This is a genomic window from Butyricimonas paravirosa (assembly GCF_032878955.1).
Lineage (GTDB): Bacteria > Bacteroidota > Bacteroidia > Bacteroidales > Marinifilaceae > Butyricimonas > Butyricimonas paravirosa.
On the sequence record NZ_CP043839.1, the window covers coordinates 4487899 to 4510698 of the forward strand.

Consider the following 22800-nt stretch of genomic DNA (forward strand, 5'->3'; position numbering starts at 1 on the left):
AAATTTAAATGTATGGATGTCGCTATTGTAAAAGTAGAAAATCTTTCTCATCGCTATAGTTCCCAGTGGGCTATACAGGATATTAGTTTTGAGATTAACCAGACGGGAGTCCTTGGGTTATTGGGCTCGAATGGAGCCGGGAAATCAACCACGATGAATATCATGTGTGGCGTGTTGAAACAGACGAAGGGGGAAGTATATATTAACGGGGTGAGTTTGCGGGATAACCCGGTGGAGGCGAAGAAGCATATCGGTTTTTTGCCGCAGAAACCGCCTTTACATCTGGATTTGAATGTGGATGAATATTTAACACATTGCGCTTATTTGCGTTCCGTGGAACCCAAGCATATCAAAGCTGCCGTGGAGAAGGCGAAGGATAAATGTGGAATTATGCATTTCAGCAAGCGTTTGGTGCGTAATCTTTCCGGAGGATACCAGCAGCGTTTGGGAATAGCGCAGGCTATCGTGCATGATCCGAAATTCGTGGTATTGGATGAACCGACAAACGGGTTGGACCCCAACCAGATTGTGGAAATCCGGAATTTGGTAAAGGAGATTGCGGTGGATCGAGCCGTGATGCTTTCCACGCATATTTTACCAGAAGTGCAAATGACTTGTGATCAGATCCGGATGATTGAGTCCGGGCATATGGTGTTTGCGGGGACCATGGATGAATTTAATAATTACATCAAACCGGATTCGTTAGTCGTGCTAATGGATGCTCCGCCAAGTGAAAATGAACTGCGAGCCATTCCGGGAATCGTAAGCGTGGAAAATTTGACAAACAAGCGTTTCCGTTTGCACTTTGACACAATGGATGCTATTTCGGAAAGAGTGATCGAAGCGAGCGTGGCTAACGGATGGCATTTGCAAGAGATCAATATGGAAAAGAGTTCATTGGATGTGATCTTTGCTAAATTATCGGGTAAAAAAATCAATTAATAAAGAATCTTATGAGAAAAATATATAGAATAGCAAGAACGGAATTGCAAACCTTGTTCTATTCCCCTATAGCCTGGTTAATTCTTATCGTGTTCACTTTTCAGACCTGTATGGTTTTCGTACAGGAAATGGAAGGATATGTAAGGTCTCAAGCCCTTGGTTATGGGGTGTATAGTGTTACTTCCCGTCTATATGCAAGCTGGACGGGTGTATTCTCGAATGTACAGAATTACCTGTATCTTTATATGCCATTGCTGACTATGGGGTTGATGAGCCGGGAGTTGAGCAGTGGTTCGATTAAATTGTTGTATTCTTCTCCAGTCACGAGTTGGCAGATTATTCTGGGAAAATATCTGGCTATGGTGATTTATGGTTTGGTATTGATCGGCATATTATGTGTGATGGTTATCTTTAACCTATTCACGATAGAGAATATGGATTGCGGACTGGTCTTTACCGGATTGCTGGGAATATACTTGTTGATCTGTGCTTATGCGGCCATCGGGTTATTCATGTCTTGTTTGACTTCCTATCAAGTGGTTGCTGCTATCGGTACTTTAGCCTTGTTGGCTGCTTTGAATTTCGTGGGAGGAATGTGGCAAGGTGTAGATTTGATTCGCGATATCACGTATTGGCTCTCTATTTCCGGACGTGCGGATGAGTTGATTGCCGGATTGATTTGTAGTGAAGATATTTTGTACTTTATTATCGTTATCGCTGTATTCTTAGGTTTCTGTATCATTAAGTTGCAATCAGGTAAGCAACGGACGACTTGGTATATGGTGTTTAGCAAGTATGTAGGAGTATTTATTGTTGCAATTTTCTTGGGTTATCTCAGTTCTCGGCCGATGCTGAAATTCTTCCATGATTCTACTGCTAATAAAATAAAAACGTTGACTAAAAGTAGTCAAGATATCATGAGCCAGATGACAGGTGATTTGACAATAACAACGTACGTGAATCTGTTTGAGGACAATTGCTGGTCAGGTTTACCAATCAGTAGAAATGGAGATATTGGTCGTTTTGCTCAATATATCCGTTTTAAACCGGATATTAAAATGAAGTACGTGTATTACTATGATAGAACTTATAATCACGCTGCATTACAACAACGTTATCCGGGATTAAGTGACGAAGAGATCGTGGAAAAATTGTGCGAAACGATGAGTCTGAATCCCAAGATGTTTATGAAACCGGAAGAATTTCATAAGATTATTGATTTATCAGATGAGTATAATCGTTTTATTCGAGTGTTAGAAAGAGAGAGTGGGGAAAAGACATTTTTGAGAGTGTACGAGGATAATCAAAAACATCCACATGAACGGGAAATCTCTGCAGCAATGAAACGTTTGGTGATGGATTTACCGAAAGTTGGTTTCGTGCAAGGACATGGTATGCGTGATATAGGGAAAACGGGTGATTTGGATTATTACAATTTTGCTCATAATAAGATATTCCGTTATTCTCTGTTGAATCAAGGTTTTGATGTGACTTCACTGACGTTAGATCAAGATGTACCGGAGGATATTAATGTATTGGTTATTGCCGAGATGAAAACTCCATTCTCAGCTGAAGAAATGGAACGTTTAAACAAGTATATAGAACGAGGTGGTAATTTGTTAGTTGCAGGAGATGCTGAAAGACAGGAAATTATGAATCCAGTGATCGCTCCGTTTGGTGTGAAATTCTTACCTGGTCGTTTGGTGCAATCAAGTGAACATGTTGCTAATTTAATTGTGGGGAATGTGACGAGGGAAAGTTGTAGCTTGAATTATATGTTTAGTGATATGTTCCGTCTCTATAGTGTGACAATGCCGGATGCAGTTGCTTTGGAATGTGATACAACGAAAGGATTTATTTTAACACCTCTTTTAGTAACCCCAAATAAGGGTAGCTGGATTGAATATAAAACAACTGATTTTATAGATGATAAAGTAGAATTGAATCCAGAAGATGGAGAAGTGGAACAGGCGAATTTAACTGCAGTAGCTTTGAATCGGAAAGTTGGGAATAAAGATCAGAAAATAATTATTTTGGGAGATGCTGATTGTATTAGTAATGGGGAAATTAGTCGCCAGAGATCAAATATTGTGGCTTCTAACTACTCTTTTATCAATGCTATGTTTTTTTGGTTCTCGGATAATGAGGTGCCTATTGATGTTCGTCGTCAACAAGCAGAAGATAATAGTGTGAGTTTGAGTATGGATGCGATGGCTGTTGCGAAAGTTGGATTCTTGGGTGTGTTGCCGATATTACTGTTAATTTGTAGTGTATTTATTTGGGTGAGAAGAAGAGGAAAATAGGGATAAATATTTAAATATATGTAAGGTTCATCCGGTAATATTAAATTACCGGATGAACTTTTGTTATCGCAACCTTGATCACTCCGTCAAGTTTGTTTTCGAATATGCGATAGGCTTCTTCAATTTCGTTTAATGGAAAACGGTGTGTGATGAGTGGGGTAGTATCAATTTTGCCCTCTTCTATCAGGTGAAGAATTTCGGCACAATCGCAACCATCTACACCGCCGGTTTTGAACGTGAGATTTTTGCCATACATATTGGGTAACGGCAAAAGTTGCGGTTTGTCGTAGAGGGCAACTACGGTTACAATGGCGTTGGGACGGGCACATTCCCATGCAAGATGGAAGGAATCATCGCTTCCGGCTACTTCTAGTACCACGTCGGCTCCGCCATGATCGCTGTGCTCAAGGACGAATTTTTTGCATTTTTCCGGTTCGGTTATCAATACATCGGGATAGTGTTCCCGAACAAACTGAATCCTTTCGGGGGATTTTTCACAGACAATAATTCGCTTCGGATTCTTCAACATCGCACAAAGTAGCGTGCATATTCCGGTTGGTCCGGCACCAATGATCAATACAGTATCGTCTTCCGTGATTTCAGAAATACGTGCAGCCCAAAAGCCGGTGGCAAGTACGTCACCCACGAAAAGAGCTTGTTCGTCACTAACCATATCGGGAATACGGTTTAGTCCGCTATCGGCATAGGGGACACATACATATTCGGCTTGTCCCCCGTCAATGCGGCATCCCAAAGCCCAGCCGCCATGGGGATCAGTACAATTGTTTACGAATCCTTTTTGGCAAAAGAAGCACTCTCCGCAAAAGGTTTCCACGTTAACGGTGACTCGGTCTCCGGGCTTTACGGTCGTCACGTCAGCTCCTGTTTGTTCTACAATACCCACCATTTCATGCCCGACGGTAATTCCTGGTACAGCACGGGGGACACTTCCGTGTTTGATATGTAAATCGCTGGTGCAGATGCTGCCTAATGTGACACGCACGATAGCATCTCGTGAATCTTCTATCTTGGGGAGCGGCTTCTCTTGAAGCTTGAAATTTTCCTTGCTGATGTAGGTGTATGCTAACATAGGGGCGTAGATATATATTTAAATATTGCAATTAATAAAAAGCGTTTTTTATCGGGTTTCAAATATAAGGTATAAATCTCAAAAGAGAACTTCGAGAGTTCTGAATTAGGAGAAAAAAGCTAGTTTTATCTAGTTTTATTTCTGAAATGCATTATATTTACAGCATAATGGAAACAAAATAAAAGAATGACCTTTTTAGAATTTAAGAATCAACTATTCGATTTAGCATGTTTCAATATCTATCAGGTATATGCATGGCAACCGGATTTTGACCGCAATAATCTTACCCGTTGGGTGAAAAAAGGGTATCTTGTCCGTTTACGGCAAGGATATTTTGCTTTTTCTGAATACAAGAGTAAGCTGGATTATTCCCTTTATTTTGCTAATCGGATTTACCGGCCCTCTTATATTAGTCTACATACAGCATTAGCGTTTTACGGGATGATACCGGAAGCAGTAGTGCAAATTACCAGTGTGACATCACTAAAAACTGTCTCATTTAATAACGACTTTGGTGAATACTCCTATAAAAATCTCAAAGAGAATCTAATGTTCGGGTATGAATTAAAGCCAGTGGCAGATAATCGTACCATGCAGTTTGCTACACCTGAAAAAGCATTGCTTGATTTACTGTATCTTTATCCATTTTATGATAACGAGCAGGAATTAGAGGAGTTGCGTTTGGATGAAGATTATCTACATGATGATTTAAATAAGGATTTATTGATGGACTATTGTGGCAAGTTTCAAAACAAGGCACTTGACCGTCGGATAAAATTACTTTTTAAGACTTATGATTTATGATACAAATAGAGCAGATAAGAAATTATTTTCCAGTTCAGATTCGTGGAAATTCAAGTTTCGATAAGTATATGTTGAAAGAGTATTTGCAGTTGATGATTTTAGATTACCTTTCTTCTACTCCAACCATTCAAAAGATGGTTTTTATCGGGGGAACAAACCTGCGTTTAGTCAAAGGGATCGATCGGTTCTCCGAAGACCTGGATTTTGATTGTAAAGAATTATCGAAAGAAGAGTTTGTTGAAATGACAAATGGGGTAATCCGGTTTTTGGAGCGTTCAGGGTTAAGGGTCGAAGCGAAAGATAAAGAAAATCCGAAGTTAACAGCATTTAGGCGTAATATCTATTTCCCGGAACTCTTGTTCGATTTAGGATTGAATGGACACAAGGAAGAACGTTTTTTAATAAAGGTCGGGAGCCAAGATCAACAAGTTAATTATTCCCCGGTTGTTACAAATATCAAGGAGTGTGGATTCTTTTTTCCGTTTCCCGTTCCTTCTGATGGTGTATTATGCAGTATGAAAATTGCAGCTATGTTAGCTCGTGCTAAAGGTCGTGATTTTTATGACCTGATGTTTTTGCTTTCACAAGCAAAAACGGATTACAATTATCTATCACAACGTTGTGGAATACATAATTTGCAAGAATTTAAGCAAGTGACGGTCGAATTGCTAAAAACAGTTGATTTGAAGGAGAAACAAAAGGATTTTGAACATTTACTTTTCAACAAAGTGAATAGTGAGAAGATCTTAAGATTTGGGGAATTTGTGGATTCTCTGACAGAATAATTATGTGAGGATGATATTTGCCTGTTTTATTATTTTATGTATATTAGCATGGCGTAATTTCTAAAGATATAGTTATAGTATGGAAATTCCTTCATCAAAGGTTTTGACCACCAATTGTTTGAGTCGGGTATTTAATTCGACAGTAGCTACTTATAAATATTATTGGTTTATTTCTATTTTAGAGATATATGTGGGGACGGAAACTTCACGGATAAAGCTTTGGGATATTATTATTTCGATGATTGCTAATGCATGGTATCCGGTTCATTATTTTCGTCTTTCGTTTGGGAAAAATGATTCGATGTATGGGGCAATTAAACAGCTCCAAGTGTTGGCCGGAATACCAATAGATGCAAATAAAAAAGATATTGTAGATGCTTTAAGGAAAGAATTGCATCGCAAAGAAATTAAGTCGTTGTTACGTGTTTTCACGTTGAATGTCCCTTTTCGATTTCTTCGCCCGTGGATAGATACATCTGATGATAAACAGATGGTTGTACGTTCTCAGGCATTTGAAAATGTTTGTTTGTATGCCTTGAAAAAAGAGGAAAATGAATGGTGGATTGAGATAAATCCTGCTTGGAGTGATTATTTGAAGGAGAATTACCGGATATTGATGGATTTTGCTTATTGGAATCTTACATTGTTTTTGCAAACTCGTAATCCCAATGTACCTAATATCCCTAATAAATTAATTAAACCAGAATACCGGGATTCACTTACAAGGCAGCGTATGTTTTGGAATACAGTGATTCAGACAAATGGACAATTAACGTGTATTTATACGGGACGAGAATTGCATGTGGGAAATTATGATTTAGATCATTTTATCCCATGGAGTTTTGTTTCTCACGATTTATTGTGGAATCTATTACCTGCTGATCCAAGTATTAATTCATCGAAGAGTAACAAATTACCATTATTAGATGTTTATCTCCCCGGATTGGCAAATGCTCACCATAGGGCTTTGTGTACTTATATAACATTGGATAAAAACAAGATGGTGTTAGAAGATTACTTGTCATTGGGGCATACTCCAAATGAATTAGCAAATATGAATGACGTTCATTTTTATGAGATTTTTTATCAGACATTTTCTCCAATGGTTCAAATTGCTATGAATATGGGATTTGAGTTATGGAATTATACATTTAATTATGAATAAAACGATTGTTGAATGTCCTTTTTGTAATTTAAAAAAGGAAATCGAGATTATTTCTGAAACTGAAAGTTGTATTGCTTTTTATGATGGTTTCCCTGTGAATCCGGGGCATGCGTTGATAATTCCTAAACGTCATGTGTCTAATTATTTTGAACTTACTCGTGATGAAGTTCTGGAAATGCAAGAGATGTTGTGGTATGTAAAGAAGGTTATAGATGAACGTTATCATCCGGATGGGTATAATATTGGGGTCAATGTAAACGAGTCTGCAGGACAGTCTATATTTCATGTACATATGCATCTTATTCCAAGATATAAGGGGGATATGGAGAATCCGAAGGGGGGAGTCCGTGGGGTGATTCCTTGTAAGCAAAAATATTGAATTAGTCTTGATTGTAATTTAGGGTAGATTATTGTTAGCAGGAATTCAGAGGATACGATCAAAACGAAATCACGCAAAAGAGTTATAAAGTTATCCCTTGTTTCATAGATAACTAAGGTTGGACTATCCTTTCCCTTGATTATTGGCGTAACATGAATATAGTATGAACATAGCATATACACTTGTCTATGTTTATGATTTGTTAATGGTGTGTTGGCACTCCCTTGGTATCCTTATCTAACGGTAAAGAAAGGTTTCACAAGATATGTCTCATATAATCTCCGAATTTACGGAAGATCCCATTTTGAAGCTTTAAATATATGCTTTCTAGATGTAGAGTTGTAATATGTTGTAGCGGTGTAAATGTAAAAAAAGCTATGTTGTATGATTATTGACTGTTAATTTGTGAAGTGATATTTGTTTATTGTAAAAATGTTTATATATTTGTAATGCGTAACATACTCAAGGGTAGGGAATCCTGCCACTGCATAGCAGGCATTTTTTATGCCTGTTATCTCCATACGGCGGTTCCGAACCCCCGTGATGGAGTGTGTAATGCACCCACAGCCCTTGAGGTGTTACGCAGCGGGACAGGCGGAACCGTTTTTTTTCGTCCTAATCTTTAAACAAAAAGGCTTATGAGGGTAAATCGTGATCATATTTTTGTGAGGGGAATTGCTGATCTGCTTTCCATATTTCTTTGATTTTACTATTGATTTGTAATTAGGTCGGCTAGGAGAGTATTCGAAGTTAGGAATGTTTTGATCTTTATATCTTTTGATCAGTTTTGTAAAATCTTTATCTTGTATGGTAAAGGTAGGGATGGGTATGTCAAATTGTTACGAAATGTAAATTGTGAAAGAAGAAACAGAAAAATAAAAGAGGGGTGTATTCTATGCCTGAGAAACGTTGAATATCACCCCCTTGTGTAAATCAATTTTATCAATTAATTAACAATCAAAGTTATGAAAAAAACTTATGACAGGAAAGTTTTTAAGCGAAAGTTACTGTCGGATCGAAGGACGGTAACCGTGACAATCCGGTTATTTATGATTTTATTGTTGGGCTTCCCGCTATTGACGAGGGCCGGGACGGTGGATTCCACTCGTGTAGCGAATCGGGAGGTGAGGGGAAAGGTGGTGGACGAGAAGAAGCTGCCGATACCGGGAGTCTCGGTGCGTCTGGGAGGAACGTCGATGGGAACGGCCACTGATGTTGATGGGAAGTTCAAGTTGTTGATCCCGGCTGACACGGCCACGCTGGTAGTTTCCTTTATCGGGATGAAGACCGAGATCGTGAAGATTCCCCGGCTGAAAACGGGTGCGGAACAAAAGGAGTTGACGATCGTGTTGCGGGAAGAGGACGTGAAACTGGAAGACGTGGTGGTGACGGGTATCTTCACCCGTAAGAAGGAAAGTTTCACGGGATCGGCTTCCACTTACTCGGCTGCCGAGTTGAAAACGATGGGTACGCAGAACGTGTTACAAAGCTTGAAGACTTTGGACCCGGCTTTCGCCATTATCGAGGATAACCAGTTCGGTTCTGACCCGAATCGCTTGCCGAACATGGAAATCCGGGGAAAGTCGAGCATGTTGGGATTGCGGGACGAGCTGGATGCCGACCCGAACCAGCCATTGTTTATCCTGGATGGTTTCGAGTCTACGTTGGCAGCGATTAATGATCTGGATATAAACCGGGTGGCCTCGATCACGATCTTGAAAGATGCGGCATCGACGGCAATTTACGGTTCGAAGGCGGCTAACGGGGTGATCGTGGTAGAAACGGTGAAACCGGAAGCGGGGAAGTTACAGGTGAGCTACAACGGGAACATGAATCTCTCGATACCCGATTTGTCGAGTTATAACTTGATGAATTCAAGGGAAAAACTGGAATTTGAATTATTGGCAGGAAGGTACGACCCGGCGAATTGGTCGACAGCGAACGAAGTGGAAATGAATCGGTTGTATAACGAGAAATTGAAGGAAATCGAGAGCGGTGTAAACACGTACTGGCTGGCAGAACCTTTACGGGTAGGGGTGAACCAGAAACACTCGCTCTATGTGCAGGGCGGTGAAGGAAACTTCCTGTTTGGTTTAGGTGCGGGATATAACGGGATAACCGGGGTTATGGAGAAGTCTGATAGGGAGGTGCTTAGCGGTAATATTGATTTGATTTACCGGATGTCGAAATTTCAGTTCTCCAATAAATTCTCGTTGACTTCAACTGATTACAAGAACCCGATCGTGGCTTTCAGCGCGTATGCCGCGGCGAATCCTTATTACAGAAAGTATAACGAGGATGGAACCGTGGATAAATGGTTGGAGAATAACAAATTTTTCAAGGCGGCTAACCCGTTGTGGAATGCCCGACAGAATAGTCGGGACGAGGGGAAAAATCTCTCTATTAGTAATTATTTCATGGCGGAGTATTTCCCCACCGTGGAATGGCGGGTACGTGCCCGGTTAGGGCTGACTTACGGGAATGACGACACGGAAAAGTTCTATTCCCGGAATGATACCCGTTACGAGAATGTGGAAACGATCAAGAAAGGGGAATATCGTTCAACGAATACCAGAAAAAATCAAGTGGAGGCGGAATTGAGTGTCACGTATGCCAAGATGTTGGGGAGACACCGGATTAACTTGGTGGCCGGGGGAAATATTTCCAGTAACAAGTCGTTAACGCAGGGATATTCAGCATTAGGATTCCCGGAGGGTAATTTTTCTTATCCCTCATTCTCGAACGGTTACCCGGAAAATGGCACGCCGACATACTACGAGACGGTGTCCCGCTCGGTGAACGGTTATTTCAACGCGGGGTACTCTTTTGACGATCGTTATTTGATGGATTTCAGTTTGCGGACAAGCGGGTCTTCGGTTTTTGGAACCTCCCGAAAGTATAACACGACGTGGTCGGTCGGGTTAGGCTGGAACTTGCACAAGGAGAAGTTTATCATGGATCACGTGGAATGGATTAACATATTGAAACTGCGGGCCTCTATCGGTAATCCCGGAAACCAGAGTTTTGACTCGGCGCAATCCTTGTTGACTTATTCTTTCCAGTACGGTTCGATGAACTATTTCGGGCTGGGTGCCGTGTTGTCACAAATCGGTAATCCCGATTTGGAATGGCAGATCACGGTCGATAAAAATATTGGTCTCGACGTGACGTTGTTTAACAAGCGTTTCTCGCTGACGGCGGATTATTATTACAAGGTGACCGACCCGTTGTTGATCAAGGTAAGTACGCCGCTTTCTTCCGGAACGCCGACTTACATGACGAATGCGGGAGAACAGGTGTCACAGGGATTGACGGCATCGGTGTCTTATTATATTTTCCAAGATTTTGAGAAACGTTTCTCGTGGATGATACGGGCGAACGTGCGAACTCAGAAAACCCGGATTGACAAGATCGGGAACAAGCTCTCCACGTTGAACGCCAGTGGAAAGGGAGAAAACACGGTGAGGTATTATGACGGGGCAGACCCGGATGATATTTGGGCGGTGAAGTCCGCGGGGATTGATCCCTCGAACGGGAAGGAGTTGTTCTATGCCAAGGATGGTAGCTACACGTACGATTTCTCGTATGATGACGAGGTGATTTGCGGGAACACCCGTCCCGACGTGGAAGGTGTGATCGGGACCTCGCTCAACTGGAAGGGATTTTCCGTGAGTTTGAATTTCCGTTACCAGATGGGTGCGGACGTGTTCAACGAGGCCCTTTATAGTAAGGTGGAAAATATTTCAAGGAGTGATTTGAACAAGAATCAGGATAAGCGGGCGTTGTACGAACGTTGGCAGGAAGTGGGGGACATCGTGCGTTTCAAGGATATTGCCAGTGCGGAGACGACCCCGATGTCTTCCCGTTTCGTGCAGACAGAGAACGTGTTGACCTTGGAGTCTCTCTATCTGGGGTACGAGTTTTACAACGGGTGGATCGAGAAACTTGGCTTGAGTAGCCTGAAACTACAATTCTCCATGCGTGACGTGTTCCGGGCATCGACAATCCGGTCTGAAAGAGGAATATCTTATCCTTTTGCCCGGAGTATGGAGGCAGGACTTTCGTTTAATTTTTAAAGAAGAATGGTTATGAAATTATGGAATATCATTTGGATCGGGGTCATGCTCGTGTGTGGTGCCGGGTGTTCGAGCTTTCTGGACGTGCAACCCAAGGACAAGCAGTCGGAGAAACAATTATTCGCTACGAGAGGCGGATTCTACACGGCGGTAAACGGGATATATAACAAGGTGGCCTCCACGGCTCTTTACGGGAAAAATCTTTCCTACGAGTTGGTGGACGTGATTTCGAAACGCTACCTGCCTCTCTCTGTGAACACGTACTTGACCGCGTTAAGTACCTTTGCTTACACGGGTGAAGAGGTCGAGAAAGAGTTGGAGAACACGTGGACGACGGCTTACAACACGGTGTTGAATTGCAACGTGTTGCTGGAGAATCTTGAAGAGAGCGAAGGCGTGTTGCAGGGGCAGGAGTATCGCGTGCTGAAAGGCGAGATGCTGGCCGTTCGAGCTTTCCTGCACTTTGATATGTTGCGTTTGTTCGGTCCGGTTTACAAGCTCCACCCGGAGGCGGCATCCATTCCCTACAACGAATCGTCGAAAGTGGCGGCCCTGCCGTTAATGACGGCCGATTCTGTGTTACACGAGAAAATATTGCGGGATCTGGATGAGGCCGAGAAGTTACTGGCGGATAGTGACCCGGTGATCGAGAACGGGCCGATGGCCTCTCTCGGGGAAGACGAGGAAGTTTACCTGCGCTATCGCCAGTTGCGGATGAATTATTACGCCGTGTTGGCATTGAAGGCGAGGGTGTACCTGTACGCGGGAGAACAGGCGAACGCGCTGGCTGCTGCCCGGAAACTGTTGACGGACCCGAAAGTGGATGAATATTTCCCGGCGGTGGACCCGAATAAACTGCTGGCCAACCAGAGCAATCCCGACCGGGTATTCTCCACGGAAGTACTGACGGGAATTTATAAAAAGGACCGAAAGGAGATTTATACCCGTTATTTCAGCTCGGAGCAGGCGGGAAATAATCTCCTGCATCCCCGGAAAGATTTCGTGGGAACGAGCCTTTTTGCCGGAGAGACACAGGATTATCGATTCCAGACGTGGTGGCAGGTAGCATCCGGCGTGGGTGAGAGCGGTCACGTGATGATTAAATACAAGGAGATAGACCAACCTGACGGGACGGCGGGATCAGAGTATTTCTACGCTGTTTTCATGTCGTTGATCCGGTTGAGCGAAGTATATTACATCGCGGCGGAGAGCGAGCCCCTGTTGGCGGACAAGTATGGTTGGCTGAACCGGGTTCGAGCCCGGAGAGGGTTACCCGACGCGCCTGTCGTTTCAGAGGATGATTTCATGAAGCGGTTGCGTTCGGAGTACGTGCGGGAGTTTATCGGCGAGGGGCAAATCTTTTTCATGTATAAACGGCTGTATATAAATATCAATAGTTACGAGAACGGGTATGATACCAATACTTACGGGGCCCGGGAAGAACGCTACGTGCTACCGGTGCCTTCCAAGGAAATTGCTAATCGTTAAAATGACAAGGTTATGAAATGGAAAAATATTTTATTGATCGTGGGACTGGGTTTTGTCGCAAGTGCTTGTGAAAAACAGGATAGCTCGATTTTTACCACAGATGATGCCGGGATTTATTTTCAAATGGTGACGATGTCTATTTACGGGACGACCACGGAATATTACACGGATTCGCTCTCTTCTTCCTTCGCGTCTGTTCGAGCCTCGGCGAAGAGTGCGGTGCTTGCCGCTACGGTTCGGACGATGGGTAAAGTGGCTGACTATGATCGTCCTTTCAAGGTAGTCGTGGATAAAGAAGGTTCGACGGCTGTTGAAGGCGAGCATTACGAGATCGACCTGGACACGCTGGTTGTTCGTGCGGGGGAGAGTTCCGCGAGAGTGCGTGTACGTTTTTTTCGCACGGCAGACTTGATGAAAAGAACGATACGGTTGGTTCTCCGGCTGGAAGATAACGAATATTTTAAGTGTTATTTTCCGGAGTACAAGAACACGAATGCGTACTCGTCCACGGGGGTGATGATTCACGGGAATCTGTTTGCCTTTTCGGTGAGCGAGATGTACACGGAACCGGGCTACTGGACGGATTTCGGGACAGAATTTTTCGGGAATTGGACACCTGAAAAGTATGTCGTGGTTAACTCGGTTTGTGGGTTGACTCCCACGGATTGGAGTGGTGCTGGGTATGCCGGGGCGAAGGTGCAATACGGACGGTTTAATTTTTTCGCTCTCGCCGTGCAGAAATATTTGCAGGAACAGGCGGATGCCGGAACCCCGGAACTGGACTCTGACGGGGAATATATGCAACTTGACCCGTCCTACTCGGTCGATTACTCCCGGTATGAATAATATTAAAACGAGATGTTATGAAAATGAATTATATTATATTGTTTTTACTTGTTGTTTCTCTTTGTGCTTGCTTTGATGACAAGGGAAATTACGATTACCATGAGGTGGCGGAAATAACCATTGAGAATGTTCCGGAGGTGATTGAGGTGCTGGGAAATTCCGATCATATCATCGTGAATCCTAAGGTGGTTTCTTCACTGGAAGGAGAGATCGGGACGGGGAACACCAATTTCGAGTTTAGTTACAAGATTGAGAAAAAATCCGGGGGAACGATCGTGCTTAACCAAAATTGGGTAAACCTGAATCCTGCCGGGACGTTGAACTTGGACACGTTGGCCGCTTTTTCCGCTGATACGTATATCGGTTGGTTTGCCGTGACGGACAAACGCTCCGGCATACAGACGTCCGCAACGTTCGATATAAGGGTTTCGTCCCCCACTTACGAGGGATGGATGATACTTTGTGAGGAGGGAGAGAACGCAAGAGTGCGGATGGATATGATTTCCGTGATCTCGGCCGAGCGGATTATACCGGCTTATGACTTGTTGGCACCCTTGGGGTTACCGGAATCGAAGGGGGCAAAGGGAATCGCATTCTACCCGAACCGGTATTATAGTCCCAACGACCTGATCTACGTGATGACGGGCGAGGGGGCGTATAAACTGGATCGGGAAACGTTCAAGACGGATAAATCATGGGAGATCGGGTTTGTCGATTTTATCCTTCCCCCGGAAGGAGAGTATGTCGTACGCTATGAGACGGTAAATAACGCGAGTAACGCGGGTGCGTTGGCCTGCCTTTGCGTGACGGATGCCGGAAATGCCTACGCACAGGTACTGGATTATGGTGGGGCCGCTTTCGAGTACCCGATCAACACGTCGGAACGAGGGAAAGCTCCGGAGTACCGGGTAGCCCCGTACGTGGGTGTGAGCATGGCCCGCTTGGGTAACGGGAAAACGGCTCTGTTTTATGACATGGACAACAAGCGTTTCATGGGATGGAAGTATGGTTATGTTGCCGATGCCATGCAAACTTTGACTCCCGTGGCTGACCCGGAGAACAGTTTGTTCAGTTTCAAGACGGGGATGGAGCTGGTGTATATGGAGAGTACCCGTTATTCCAATGGTTTGGTATACTCCGTTTTGCAGGATGCCGGAGGAAAGCGTTGTATTTACGGGATCAATATGTCGAATAACGGTTTCGTACAGGAGGCGAAGTACGAGAATTTGAATGCACCCGATTTTGACAAGGCGACGATTTTTGCTTTCCATTCTCAATTCCCTTATATGTTCTATGCCGTGGGGAATAAGGTGTATTTGCATAATTTAGGAACAAACACGACTTACCCGATGAATAATATTGCTTTAGGGGAAAACGAGACTGTTACGATGTTGAAATTTAACCTGTACAGGCAATGTTCGTTAAGCGATCTGAATAATCAGTCCGACGAGTTTATGGCTCGGCAGTATGAGTTGATGGTGGGTTCGTATAATACGGCGGCTCCGGATAACAATGGCGGGAAGCTAGGGTTCTACCCGGTGGATGGGGTGAATAATAGTGTGACGAAAAGGGCGGAATACAGTGGTTTTGCAAAGATAAAGGATGTCGTGTATCGTGAGCGGCGATAACGTGATAGAGAAAAAGTGTTAGAAGTCTTGTTTTAAATGACTACCCCCTCCAACTCCCCCTTACACAGGGGAAGGGATGATTACCAAGCGGTTCCCCCTCCTGTGTAAGGAGGGGTTAGGGGAGGTAGTTGTTTAAAAGATGATTTCTTTTCCTTTTGATAAATTCTCTTTTTACTCTTTGTTATGCGTGAGATCGGTCTACGGCTAAAGAGTGGGAAGAGATCTCCGCGAGGATGGGGGGAAATAAGGGCATACAGATTTCAGATAGGCGTGTCCCCGTCGGTGTAAAGACGTTCAAGGGGAGCGATTATCGAACGAGGACGAAACGTCTGTGATCTGTGCGTGTGGCCTTATTTCCCCCTGATCTGTTTTGTAATCGGGAATGTGATGTAAATAAAATGTGATGGAAGGGGAATTTGTTTTTTGTGGAAAGAAGGTTTGTTGAATAAGATTATGATTAAAATAAAAATATTTATCTTTGAACTGGACATGAGGAAAAAAGGATCGATGCAAAAAGTATGGATCAAATTGAAAGATTATAGTGGATAAAGAAAAGAGGGACACGTTTGAGTTATTGTATAAAACTCATTATAAAGAGTTGTATATTCATGCTTTAAGCTTTGTTCGGGATGAAGAAGAAGCAAAAGACATCGTGACGGATGTTTATGAATACGTGTGGAAGAATTTTGAAAAATTGGATTCTTCGGTTTCTCTGCGTCCCTTTTTATATTCACTGGTTCGTTCCCGTTCTCTTGATTTTTTGAGGAAGGAAAAAACAAAAGAAAAGTTTTTGGCTTATAAAAAGACCTTTCCCGAAGAGGAGGAGGAATACGTGGAGTATGAGCAACTCATCGAAAAGGTGATGCATATTATTGAGAATATGCCCCAACAGACAGCTACTGTGTTCAAAAAATGTTTTATCGAGCGGAAAAAATATCAAGAGGCGGGGGATGAGTTGGGAATTTCTATTAACACGGTTCGTTGGCATATAACGAAGGCAATCAGTATATTAAGGGGACAAATGTCTGATGTCGAAATGATATTGTTATATGCGTTTTTCTTAAAAAAATAAAAAATATTGTTTTTTGACCCACATCATTTACCATGCTTTACGTGTAATAGTAAAATGAACGTGAAGTTATGAAATTCGAGAAAGAAGAAGATCGTTTAAATTTTGTCATTGAGATACTGAATCATCCTGAGTTATTGCAGGAAGTTCGGGTGCAGGAATGGTTGGCAGAACCCCGTAACAAGGATTTGTACGAGGAATGTCGGAGGTACTTGGAAGGAGGGCTTCGGCTGACCGTGGGTGATCAGTTGGATGTGGAGGGAGAATATCGGAATTTTACCCGGAAGATGAAATCCGGTGGTCGGTCTCGACGAATGACTTGGTTTTCTGTGGCTGCAGCCGTGGTTATACTTATTTCCGCCAGTTGGTGGTTGTTGGAAAATTCGTTGTCGTCGAAAAAGCAAGAGGTGATTCCGGTGGCAGAGCACATTGTCCCCGGAAAAAATCAAGCTGTGTTGATTACGGAATCCGGAGAGGAACTTGTTTTGAGTGCATCCGGGAGTGAAAGTCGGGAGCTGGGTGAAGGTATCCGTGTGGAGTACGATAGTCTGAGAGGGATTAATTACAATTTGGCCAAGGGGGCTGTGGTCAGTTATCACACGCTTCGAGTACCCAAGGGGGCAGAGTATAAATTGACCTTGAATGATGGAACCGTTGTATGGTTGAATTCTGAATCGGAATTGCGTTACCCAACTTCTTTCGTGGGTGAAAAACGGGAGGTATTTTTGAAAGGAGAAGGTTATTTTTCCGTGGCTCACGATGAGAAACATCCTTTTATAGTCGTGTCTTCTGATATTTACACGAAGGTGTACGGGACAGAATTTAATGTACGTTCTTACGGAGAGGAGAATGTTCACGTGACATTGGTACAGGGCCGGGTTGCCGTGAAGAAAACGGAGAACGGTTCGGAGTATACGTTAAACCCGGGAGAGAATGCCCGCTTCGCCGAGAGCGTGCCGGAGATCACGAAGGTGAACGTGAACAGGTATATTGCTTGGAAGGATGGGTATTTCTATTACGAGAACGAGTCATTGGAATCTATCATGGATGATTTGAAACGGTGGTATGATTTTGATGTCATGTACGTGGGGGATAAGGTTCGAGATTATCGATTTGAATTGTGGGCAAGTCGGGATAGCGAGATTTCGGTGATTACCGGTTTGTTGATGAAGACGAATCGAATTGGAGTAAAGGTAAATGGAAAGACGTTAGTCGTTTCCGAGGTAATTAGATAAATAAGTAATCATTTTAATTTATAACCAAAACTATCATTTATGGCAATACTTTTGAGTAAGAAGCGTTCCATTGACAGGAACGTTAGTAGGAGAATTGTGAAAATGTTTTTGATACAATTCGTGTTTTCCTTGTGTTTTTTCACGAGTATCGCATCCGGTGTGACTCAAAATCGGGTGGTGAGCTTGGACTTTGAAAACGTGGAATTGTCGAAAGCATTGAAAAGTTTGAGTGAAGCAGCTGATTGTAAGTTTATCTTCAATTATGATGACTTGAATAGTTATAAAGTGTCTGCAAAATTGGAAAATAAGAGTGTGGAGGAATGTTTGGATATTTTGTTAAAGGGAATGCCTTTTAAATATAGCCATGAGGGAGAATTAATTGTTATTTCCTATAAAAGTAATGACGAGAAGAAAATTTACACGGTTCGAGGAGTGGTGAAGGATGAGACAGGGATGCCTCTACCCGGTGTAGCGGTGATTCAGAGAGGTACGACGTTGGGAGCGGCTACCGATGTAGATGGGAGATTCGAGTTTAAATTAACAGAAAAGAACGTTACCTTGGTATTTTCATTTGTTGGAATGAAGACGAAGGAACTGTTGTATGATGGTTCGGATAAATTATTGGACGTGACGATGGAGGAAGAGGTTGAGATGTTGGGAGAAGTGGTGGCTACCGGTTACCAGACGATTTCTCGTGAACGTTCAACGGGTTCTGTGACGATTTTGAAAGCGGAAGATTTAGGAAAAGTACAAAGTACGAGTTTGGTTTCCAAGATTGAAGGTTTGACTCCCGGTTTGTCTACTTATGGGGATGAGTTGGAGATTCGGGGAGCATCTTCTTTCGCGGTGAGTTCAACCCCTTTACTTGTAGTAGATGGAATCGTGATGAATCAATCTTTGAGTTCCATCAACCCGGATGATGTGGAAACGATAACCGTGTTGAAGGATGCTGCGGCCACTTCATTATACGGGGTACGTGCTTCTAATGGTGTGATCGTAATCACGACGAAAAAAGGAAAAGGGGATAAAGTGAATATTGATTTATCCGCTAGTTTTTACATAAATCCACTTCCTAAAATCAGTTATATGGATTATGCATCCACGAGTGATATTATTGATTTTGAACAAGATTTCTTGTTTAATCATACGGAATATGGAAGTGATCCCAGTGGGTATTTTGCCAATAAAGATGCCTCTAATTCCCCGAGATCATATACTCGCATTGAACGTTATTACCGGGAGATGCTCGACGGCAATATGACAGAAGGCGAAGTGAATCAGGCGATAAATGCGATGAGAAGTAATGATTATCGTCGAGAAGCACAAAAAGTATTGGCGCACACGGCTTTGAGCCAGAATTATAATTTGTCCTTACTAAAAGGAGGGGAAAAGTCTAATTTGTATTTTTCACTTCGTTATGAAGATAGCGGACGATATTTAAGATCGAATTCGGCTAATCAGTATAGTATTTATCTGAAAAACGAGTTGAAGTTAGCGGATTGGTTCACATTAACATACGGGTCTAATGTTTACCTTACCAAGACAGAAGTATCTCAATCAGGAGTGTCTTGGCTGGATGCGATGCCGTACGAGCGGGTTGTGTCTGATGAGGGTGATCCGGTTTACCAATACAAGGTAAATTATTATCGTGCTATGGATATAAATGAAACAGAAGGGTTGGAATTTATGGGGTATAATTTGAAAGAGGAGATGTATAAAAATATGCTTACCACGAAAAGTGTGTACGTACGTTTGTTTACGAATGCCGATTTCAAATTATACAAAGGATTGGATTTAGGAGTAAAATTCCAGTATGAACGTACTAAATCAGATGCTAAGCAATATGACGAGGCGGATTCTTATATTATGCGGGACATGGTGAATCGTTACGCATCGGGTTCTGTTGGGAAATTTGTATATCATATTCCTCAAGGAGGACATTTGGCTGAAAAACATTCTGATTCGGAGTTCTTTAATTTCCGAGCACAATTGAATTACCAGACAACAATTGCTGATAGGCATGATTTGACGGTACTTGCCGGAGGTGAAATTCGCCAAGATGAATGGAATGAATCTCAAAGTGAACGTTACGGTTATGATGGTAGAAAATTGACTTATAAGCAAGTGAACTGGGAAACATTGATGACGGATGGTGTACAAGGACAATTGACAGATGCTCTTCAGAAAAAGTCTGAATTGTTGAATGTGACGAATACGAAACACCGTTATGTTTCAGCTTATGCTAATGCCGGGTACACTTATGATTCTAAATATAGTCTGAATGCAAGTATTCGTGTGGATCAGGCAGACCTTTTCGGTACAGACCCGAAATATCGTTATCGTCCTTTGTGGTCCGTGGGGGCGAGCTGGTTGATGACCCGGGAATCATTCTTGAATGACATCGCTTGGTTGGATATGTTGAAATTACGTGTTACTTATGGTATTACGGGTAACGTGGATCAGTCTTCTTCTCCTTATTTGCTGGGAACTTACGCGAACTCGCTTTACACGCAGGCCAGCATCACCTTAATCACGCAAGCTCCTAATAAAATGTTACGTTGGGAAAAAACATCCACGTTTAATGTGGGTATGGATTTTGCGTTAATCGGAAGATTGAGCGGATCCTTGGAGTTCTATCGTCGCTATAGTTCGGATTTATTGGCTAATAAGACGTTAGATCCATCATTAGGTTTCGAGACTGCCAGGGTAAATAATGGAGCCATGAGAAATACCGGTTTGGAAATTTCTGTGTCATACGATTGGTTAAAGAAGAAGGATTGGGCTTTGAACACGACGTTAACTGCGGCTAATAATAAGAATGTGATTAAAAAAGTGGGTTACGTGCCTTCTAATGCCATTGATATGTTGCAATATCCGGGAAGTAATTATTTGAAGGGAGATTCTTATAATTCGGTGTACGCTTATCGCTATGCAGGTTTGACGGAGACAGGAGATCCTTCCGTGTATGACCAGAATGGTGAGATAAAATCAAATGAACCTGTACGTGATATTGCTGTTTTGGTAAACGCCGGGCAATTGACTCCAAAATGGAACGGGGCTTTGACGATCAACTTAAGATGGAAGAGTTTAGAATTCTTTACGAAGTTCGTGTATTACACGGGACATTCTTTGAGAAATGATGTAACACCTCTTTATTCTACTTACACGGATATCACGGGCAGTATGCATAAAGATATGGCGAAACGGTGGACTGAGACGAATAAGGACACGGATATTCCTGCTATGGGAGCGTACGGGGCAAACACGGATCGTAATTATCTCTGGAAATATGCCGATGTACACGTGTTGAGTGCTTCTTTTATCAAATGTCGTAATATCGGGATTACCTATTCTTTACCTAAAGATTTGATTAAGAAAGTGAATTTACAAAATGTTAGTCTTCGGGCTCAAGTGGATAATCCGTTCTATTGGGCAAGTAACGGGGAAGGGATTGATCCGGAATCATTCAATGCAAATGCGGGAACTCGTACGGAGTTGCTGATGCCGACCTATAGTCTTGGTTTGAATATTAACTTTTAATTGAGTGTATGTATGAAAAAATATATAGTAATTATATGGTTATCTTTGGTTATGGGGCTTGTGTCCTGTGATAACTATCTGGATGTTGTACCTAAAGGGGAAGCCGTGTTGAATTCAACGGATGATTATTTGGGGTTGATCGAAGCGGCTAGTCCGAAATTTTCTATGACTCCTTTTTGGTATATGGCAAATGAAGTTACCTATTATAAAAAGGCAGAGTTGGAATCTTACTTGTATCCGATGTATTCTATCGGGTTCTTTTGGGATGAGAGTGTTGATCGTTATAATTATATGGTAGATGGAGAGATTGCAGAGTTATATTCTGATTGTTATTCCAGAATTGCGTCGTACAATGTTGTAGTAGAACATATGAATGATGCAGAGGGACCGGATACGGATAAAAAGTTGGGAATTGCTCAGGCTAAAATAATGCGGGCGTATAATTACTTTTTCTTGGTGAACACTTTTGCAAAACCTTATAAGAAAGAGACTGCGGCAACCGATATGGGTATTATTATTCATAAAAAGTTTGATTTGGAGTCTGAAAGTAAGCAATATACGGTTAAGGAAGTTTATGAATTTATTGAACAGGATATAGAGGAGGCTTTAGCTGATCTACCAGAACAGGCTTTGAATTCCTATCGTCCGACCAAGGGTTTCGGGTATGCTTTGCAGGCTAAGGTGCGTTTGTATAAAGGAGAGATCGACTTGGCCTTGGAGTCCGGGTTGAATGCCTTAAAGTCAAGCTATCATAAACTTTGGGATATAAATGAGATGTATAATGAGGCGCTTGCACAAAATCCTTTGCTTCCATCAATGGCAAGCGGATGGATGATGTCTGCTAAACTTGAGGATTCGAATCCAGAACATTTATTATATCAGTTTGCACATACTAATACAGATCCGTACCCGCAGTATGCGCGGAAAGAAATGATCGATTTGTATGATAAGGATAATGATTTGCGTTATATCACTTGTTGGGCATACTATATGCCAGCACGTCCTACGGCAGAAACAGGGGCTATTATGTTTGGAAGTATGAATGTGAAGTGGAATCCGGGAGGTATGCGTTTGTCAGAAGTTTACTTGATGATAGCTGAATGTTATGCAAGAAAGGACGATAAAGATAATGCGATGAAATACCTGAATGATTTGTATCGGAATCGGGTGTTCCCTGGAACGGCAGAGTTAACTGCTGCTAATGCCGATGAAGCATTTAAATTGGTTCGTGAGGAGAGAAAGAGAGAATTAGTTTTGACTTATAACGGATTCTTTGATATGAGACGTTTCTGTACAGAATTTAATGAAACGTTGACAAAGACCTATGTGAATGAGGCCGGAGAAACTAAAACGTATTCTTTGCGCCCGGATTCGCCTCTGTTAGTGTGGCCTTTCCCACAGCAAGCGATGGAGACAAGCAATTTGGTTCAAAATACGAAATGATATTTCA

At 42.4% G+C, this 22800-nt stretch carries 15 protein-coding genes; 14 read left to right on the forward strand and 1 reads right to left on the reverse strand.

The window, feature by feature from the left end; all coding sequences use genetic code 11:
- Positions 1-12: 12 nt before the first annotated feature.
- Both F1644_RS18145 and F1644_RS18150 read left to right on the forward strand, forming a co-directional pair.
- Positions 13-942, forward strand: coding sequence for an ABC transporter ATP-binding protein (locus F1644_RS18145; RefSeq protein WP_118304331.1), 930 nt, complete (start codon positions 13-15; stop codon positions 940-942).
- Between the two features lie 11 nt (positions 943-953).
- Positions 954-3245, forward strand: coding sequence for a Gldg family protein (locus F1644_RS18150; RefSeq protein WP_118304330.1), 2292 nt, complete (start codon positions 954-956; stop codon positions 3243-3245).
- Between the two features lie 40 nt (positions 3246-3285).
- Here the strand turns inward: F1644_RS18150 and F1644_RS18155 are convergent, their stop codons facing one another.
- Positions 3286-4335, reverse strand: a complete 1050-nt coding sequence (locus F1644_RS18155) for an alcohol dehydrogenase (protein WP_118304329.1) — start codon at positions 4333-4335, stop codon at positions 3286-3288.
- Between the two features lie 186 nt (positions 4336-4521).
- Here F1644_RS18155 and F1644_RS18160 point away from each other — a divergent pair, with 186 nt between their 5' ends.
- The 12 genes from F1644_RS18160 (at position 4522) to F1644_RS18215 (ending at position 22793) form a co-directional block, all read left to right on the forward strand.
- On the forward strand, positions 4522-5139 hold the full coding sequence (locus tag F1644_RS18160; RefSeq protein WP_118304328.1) for a type IV toxin-antitoxin system AbiEi family antitoxin domain-containing protein: 618 nt from the start codon (positions 4522-4524) through the stop codon (positions 5137-5139).
- Positions 5136-5924 carry a nucleotidyl transferase AbiEii/AbiGii toxin family protein gene (locus F1644_RS18165; protein ID WP_118304327.1) on the forward strand — a complete coding sequence of 263 codons (789 nt, stop codon included), beginning with the start codon at positions 5136-5138 and terminating at the stop codon, positions 5922-5924. The genes F1644_RS18160 and F1644_RS18165 overlap by 4 nt, the downstream gene beginning before the upstream one ends.
- Positions 5925-6003: 79 nt before the next feature.
- Complete coding sequence (locus F1644_RS18170; RefSeq protein ID WP_118304326.1) at positions 6004-7089, forward strand: HNH endonuclease domain-containing protein; 1086 nt, start codon at positions 6004-6006, stop codon at positions 7087-7089.
- On the forward strand, positions 7082-7468 hold the full coding sequence (locus tag F1644_RS18175; protein ID WP_118304325.1) for an HIT family protein: 387 nt from the start codon (positions 7082-7084) through the stop codon (positions 7466-7468). Before F1644_RS18170 ends, F1644_RS18175 begins: the two co-directional genes overlap by 8 nt.
- Positions 7469-8433: 965 nt before the next feature.
- The gene (locus tag F1644_RS18180; protein ID WP_118304324.1) at positions 8434-11544 is read left to right on the forward strand and encodes a SusC/RagA family TonB-linked outer membrane protein; all 3111 of its coding nucleotides are present in this window, start codon (positions 8434-8436) and stop codon (positions 11542-11544) included.
- Positions 11545-11556: 12 nt separating this feature from the next.
- On the forward strand, positions 11557-13032 hold the full coding sequence (locus tag F1644_RS18185; protein ID WP_158572055.1) for a RagB/SusD family nutrient uptake outer membrane protein: 1476 nt from the start codon (positions 11557-11559) through the stop codon (positions 13030-13032).
- Between the two features lie 12 nt (positions 13033-13044).
- On the forward strand, positions 13045-13878 hold the full coding sequence (locus F1644_RS18190; RefSeq protein ID WP_118304322.1) for a DUF4843 domain-containing protein: 834 nt from the start codon (positions 13045-13047) through the stop codon (positions 13876-13878).
- Between the two features lie 17 nt (positions 13879-13895).
- Complete coding sequence (locus F1644_RS18195; protein WP_118304321.1) at positions 13896-15506, forward strand: PKD-like family lipoprotein; 1611 nt, start codon at positions 13896-13898, stop codon at positions 15504-15506.
- Positions 15507-16047: 541 nt separating this feature from the next.
- Positions 16048-16578 carry a sigma-70 family RNA polymerase sigma factor gene (locus F1644_RS18200; protein WP_158572056.1) on the forward strand — a complete coding sequence of 177 codons (531 nt, stop codon included), beginning with the start codon at positions 16048-16050 and terminating at the stop codon, positions 16576-16578.
- Between the two features lie 68 nt (positions 16579-16646).
- Positions 16647-17810, forward strand: coding sequence for a FecR family protein (locus F1644_RS18205; protein ID WP_118304320.1), 1164 nt, complete (start codon positions 16647-16649; stop codon positions 17808-17810).
- 39 nt (positions 17811-17849) lie between these two features.
- Complete coding sequence (locus F1644_RS18210) at positions 17850-21350, forward strand: SusC/RagA family TonB-linked outer membrane protein (RefSeq protein ID WP_118304319.1); 3501 nt, start codon at positions 17850-17852, stop codon at positions 21348-21350.
- Positions 21351-21362: 12 nt separating this feature from the next.
- Entirely contained in the window at positions 21363-22793 is a 1431-nt protein-coding gene (locus F1644_RS18215) for a RagB/SusD family nutrient uptake outer membrane protein (protein ID WP_118304318.1), read from the forward strand.
- Positions 22794-22800: the final 7 nt, after the last annotated feature.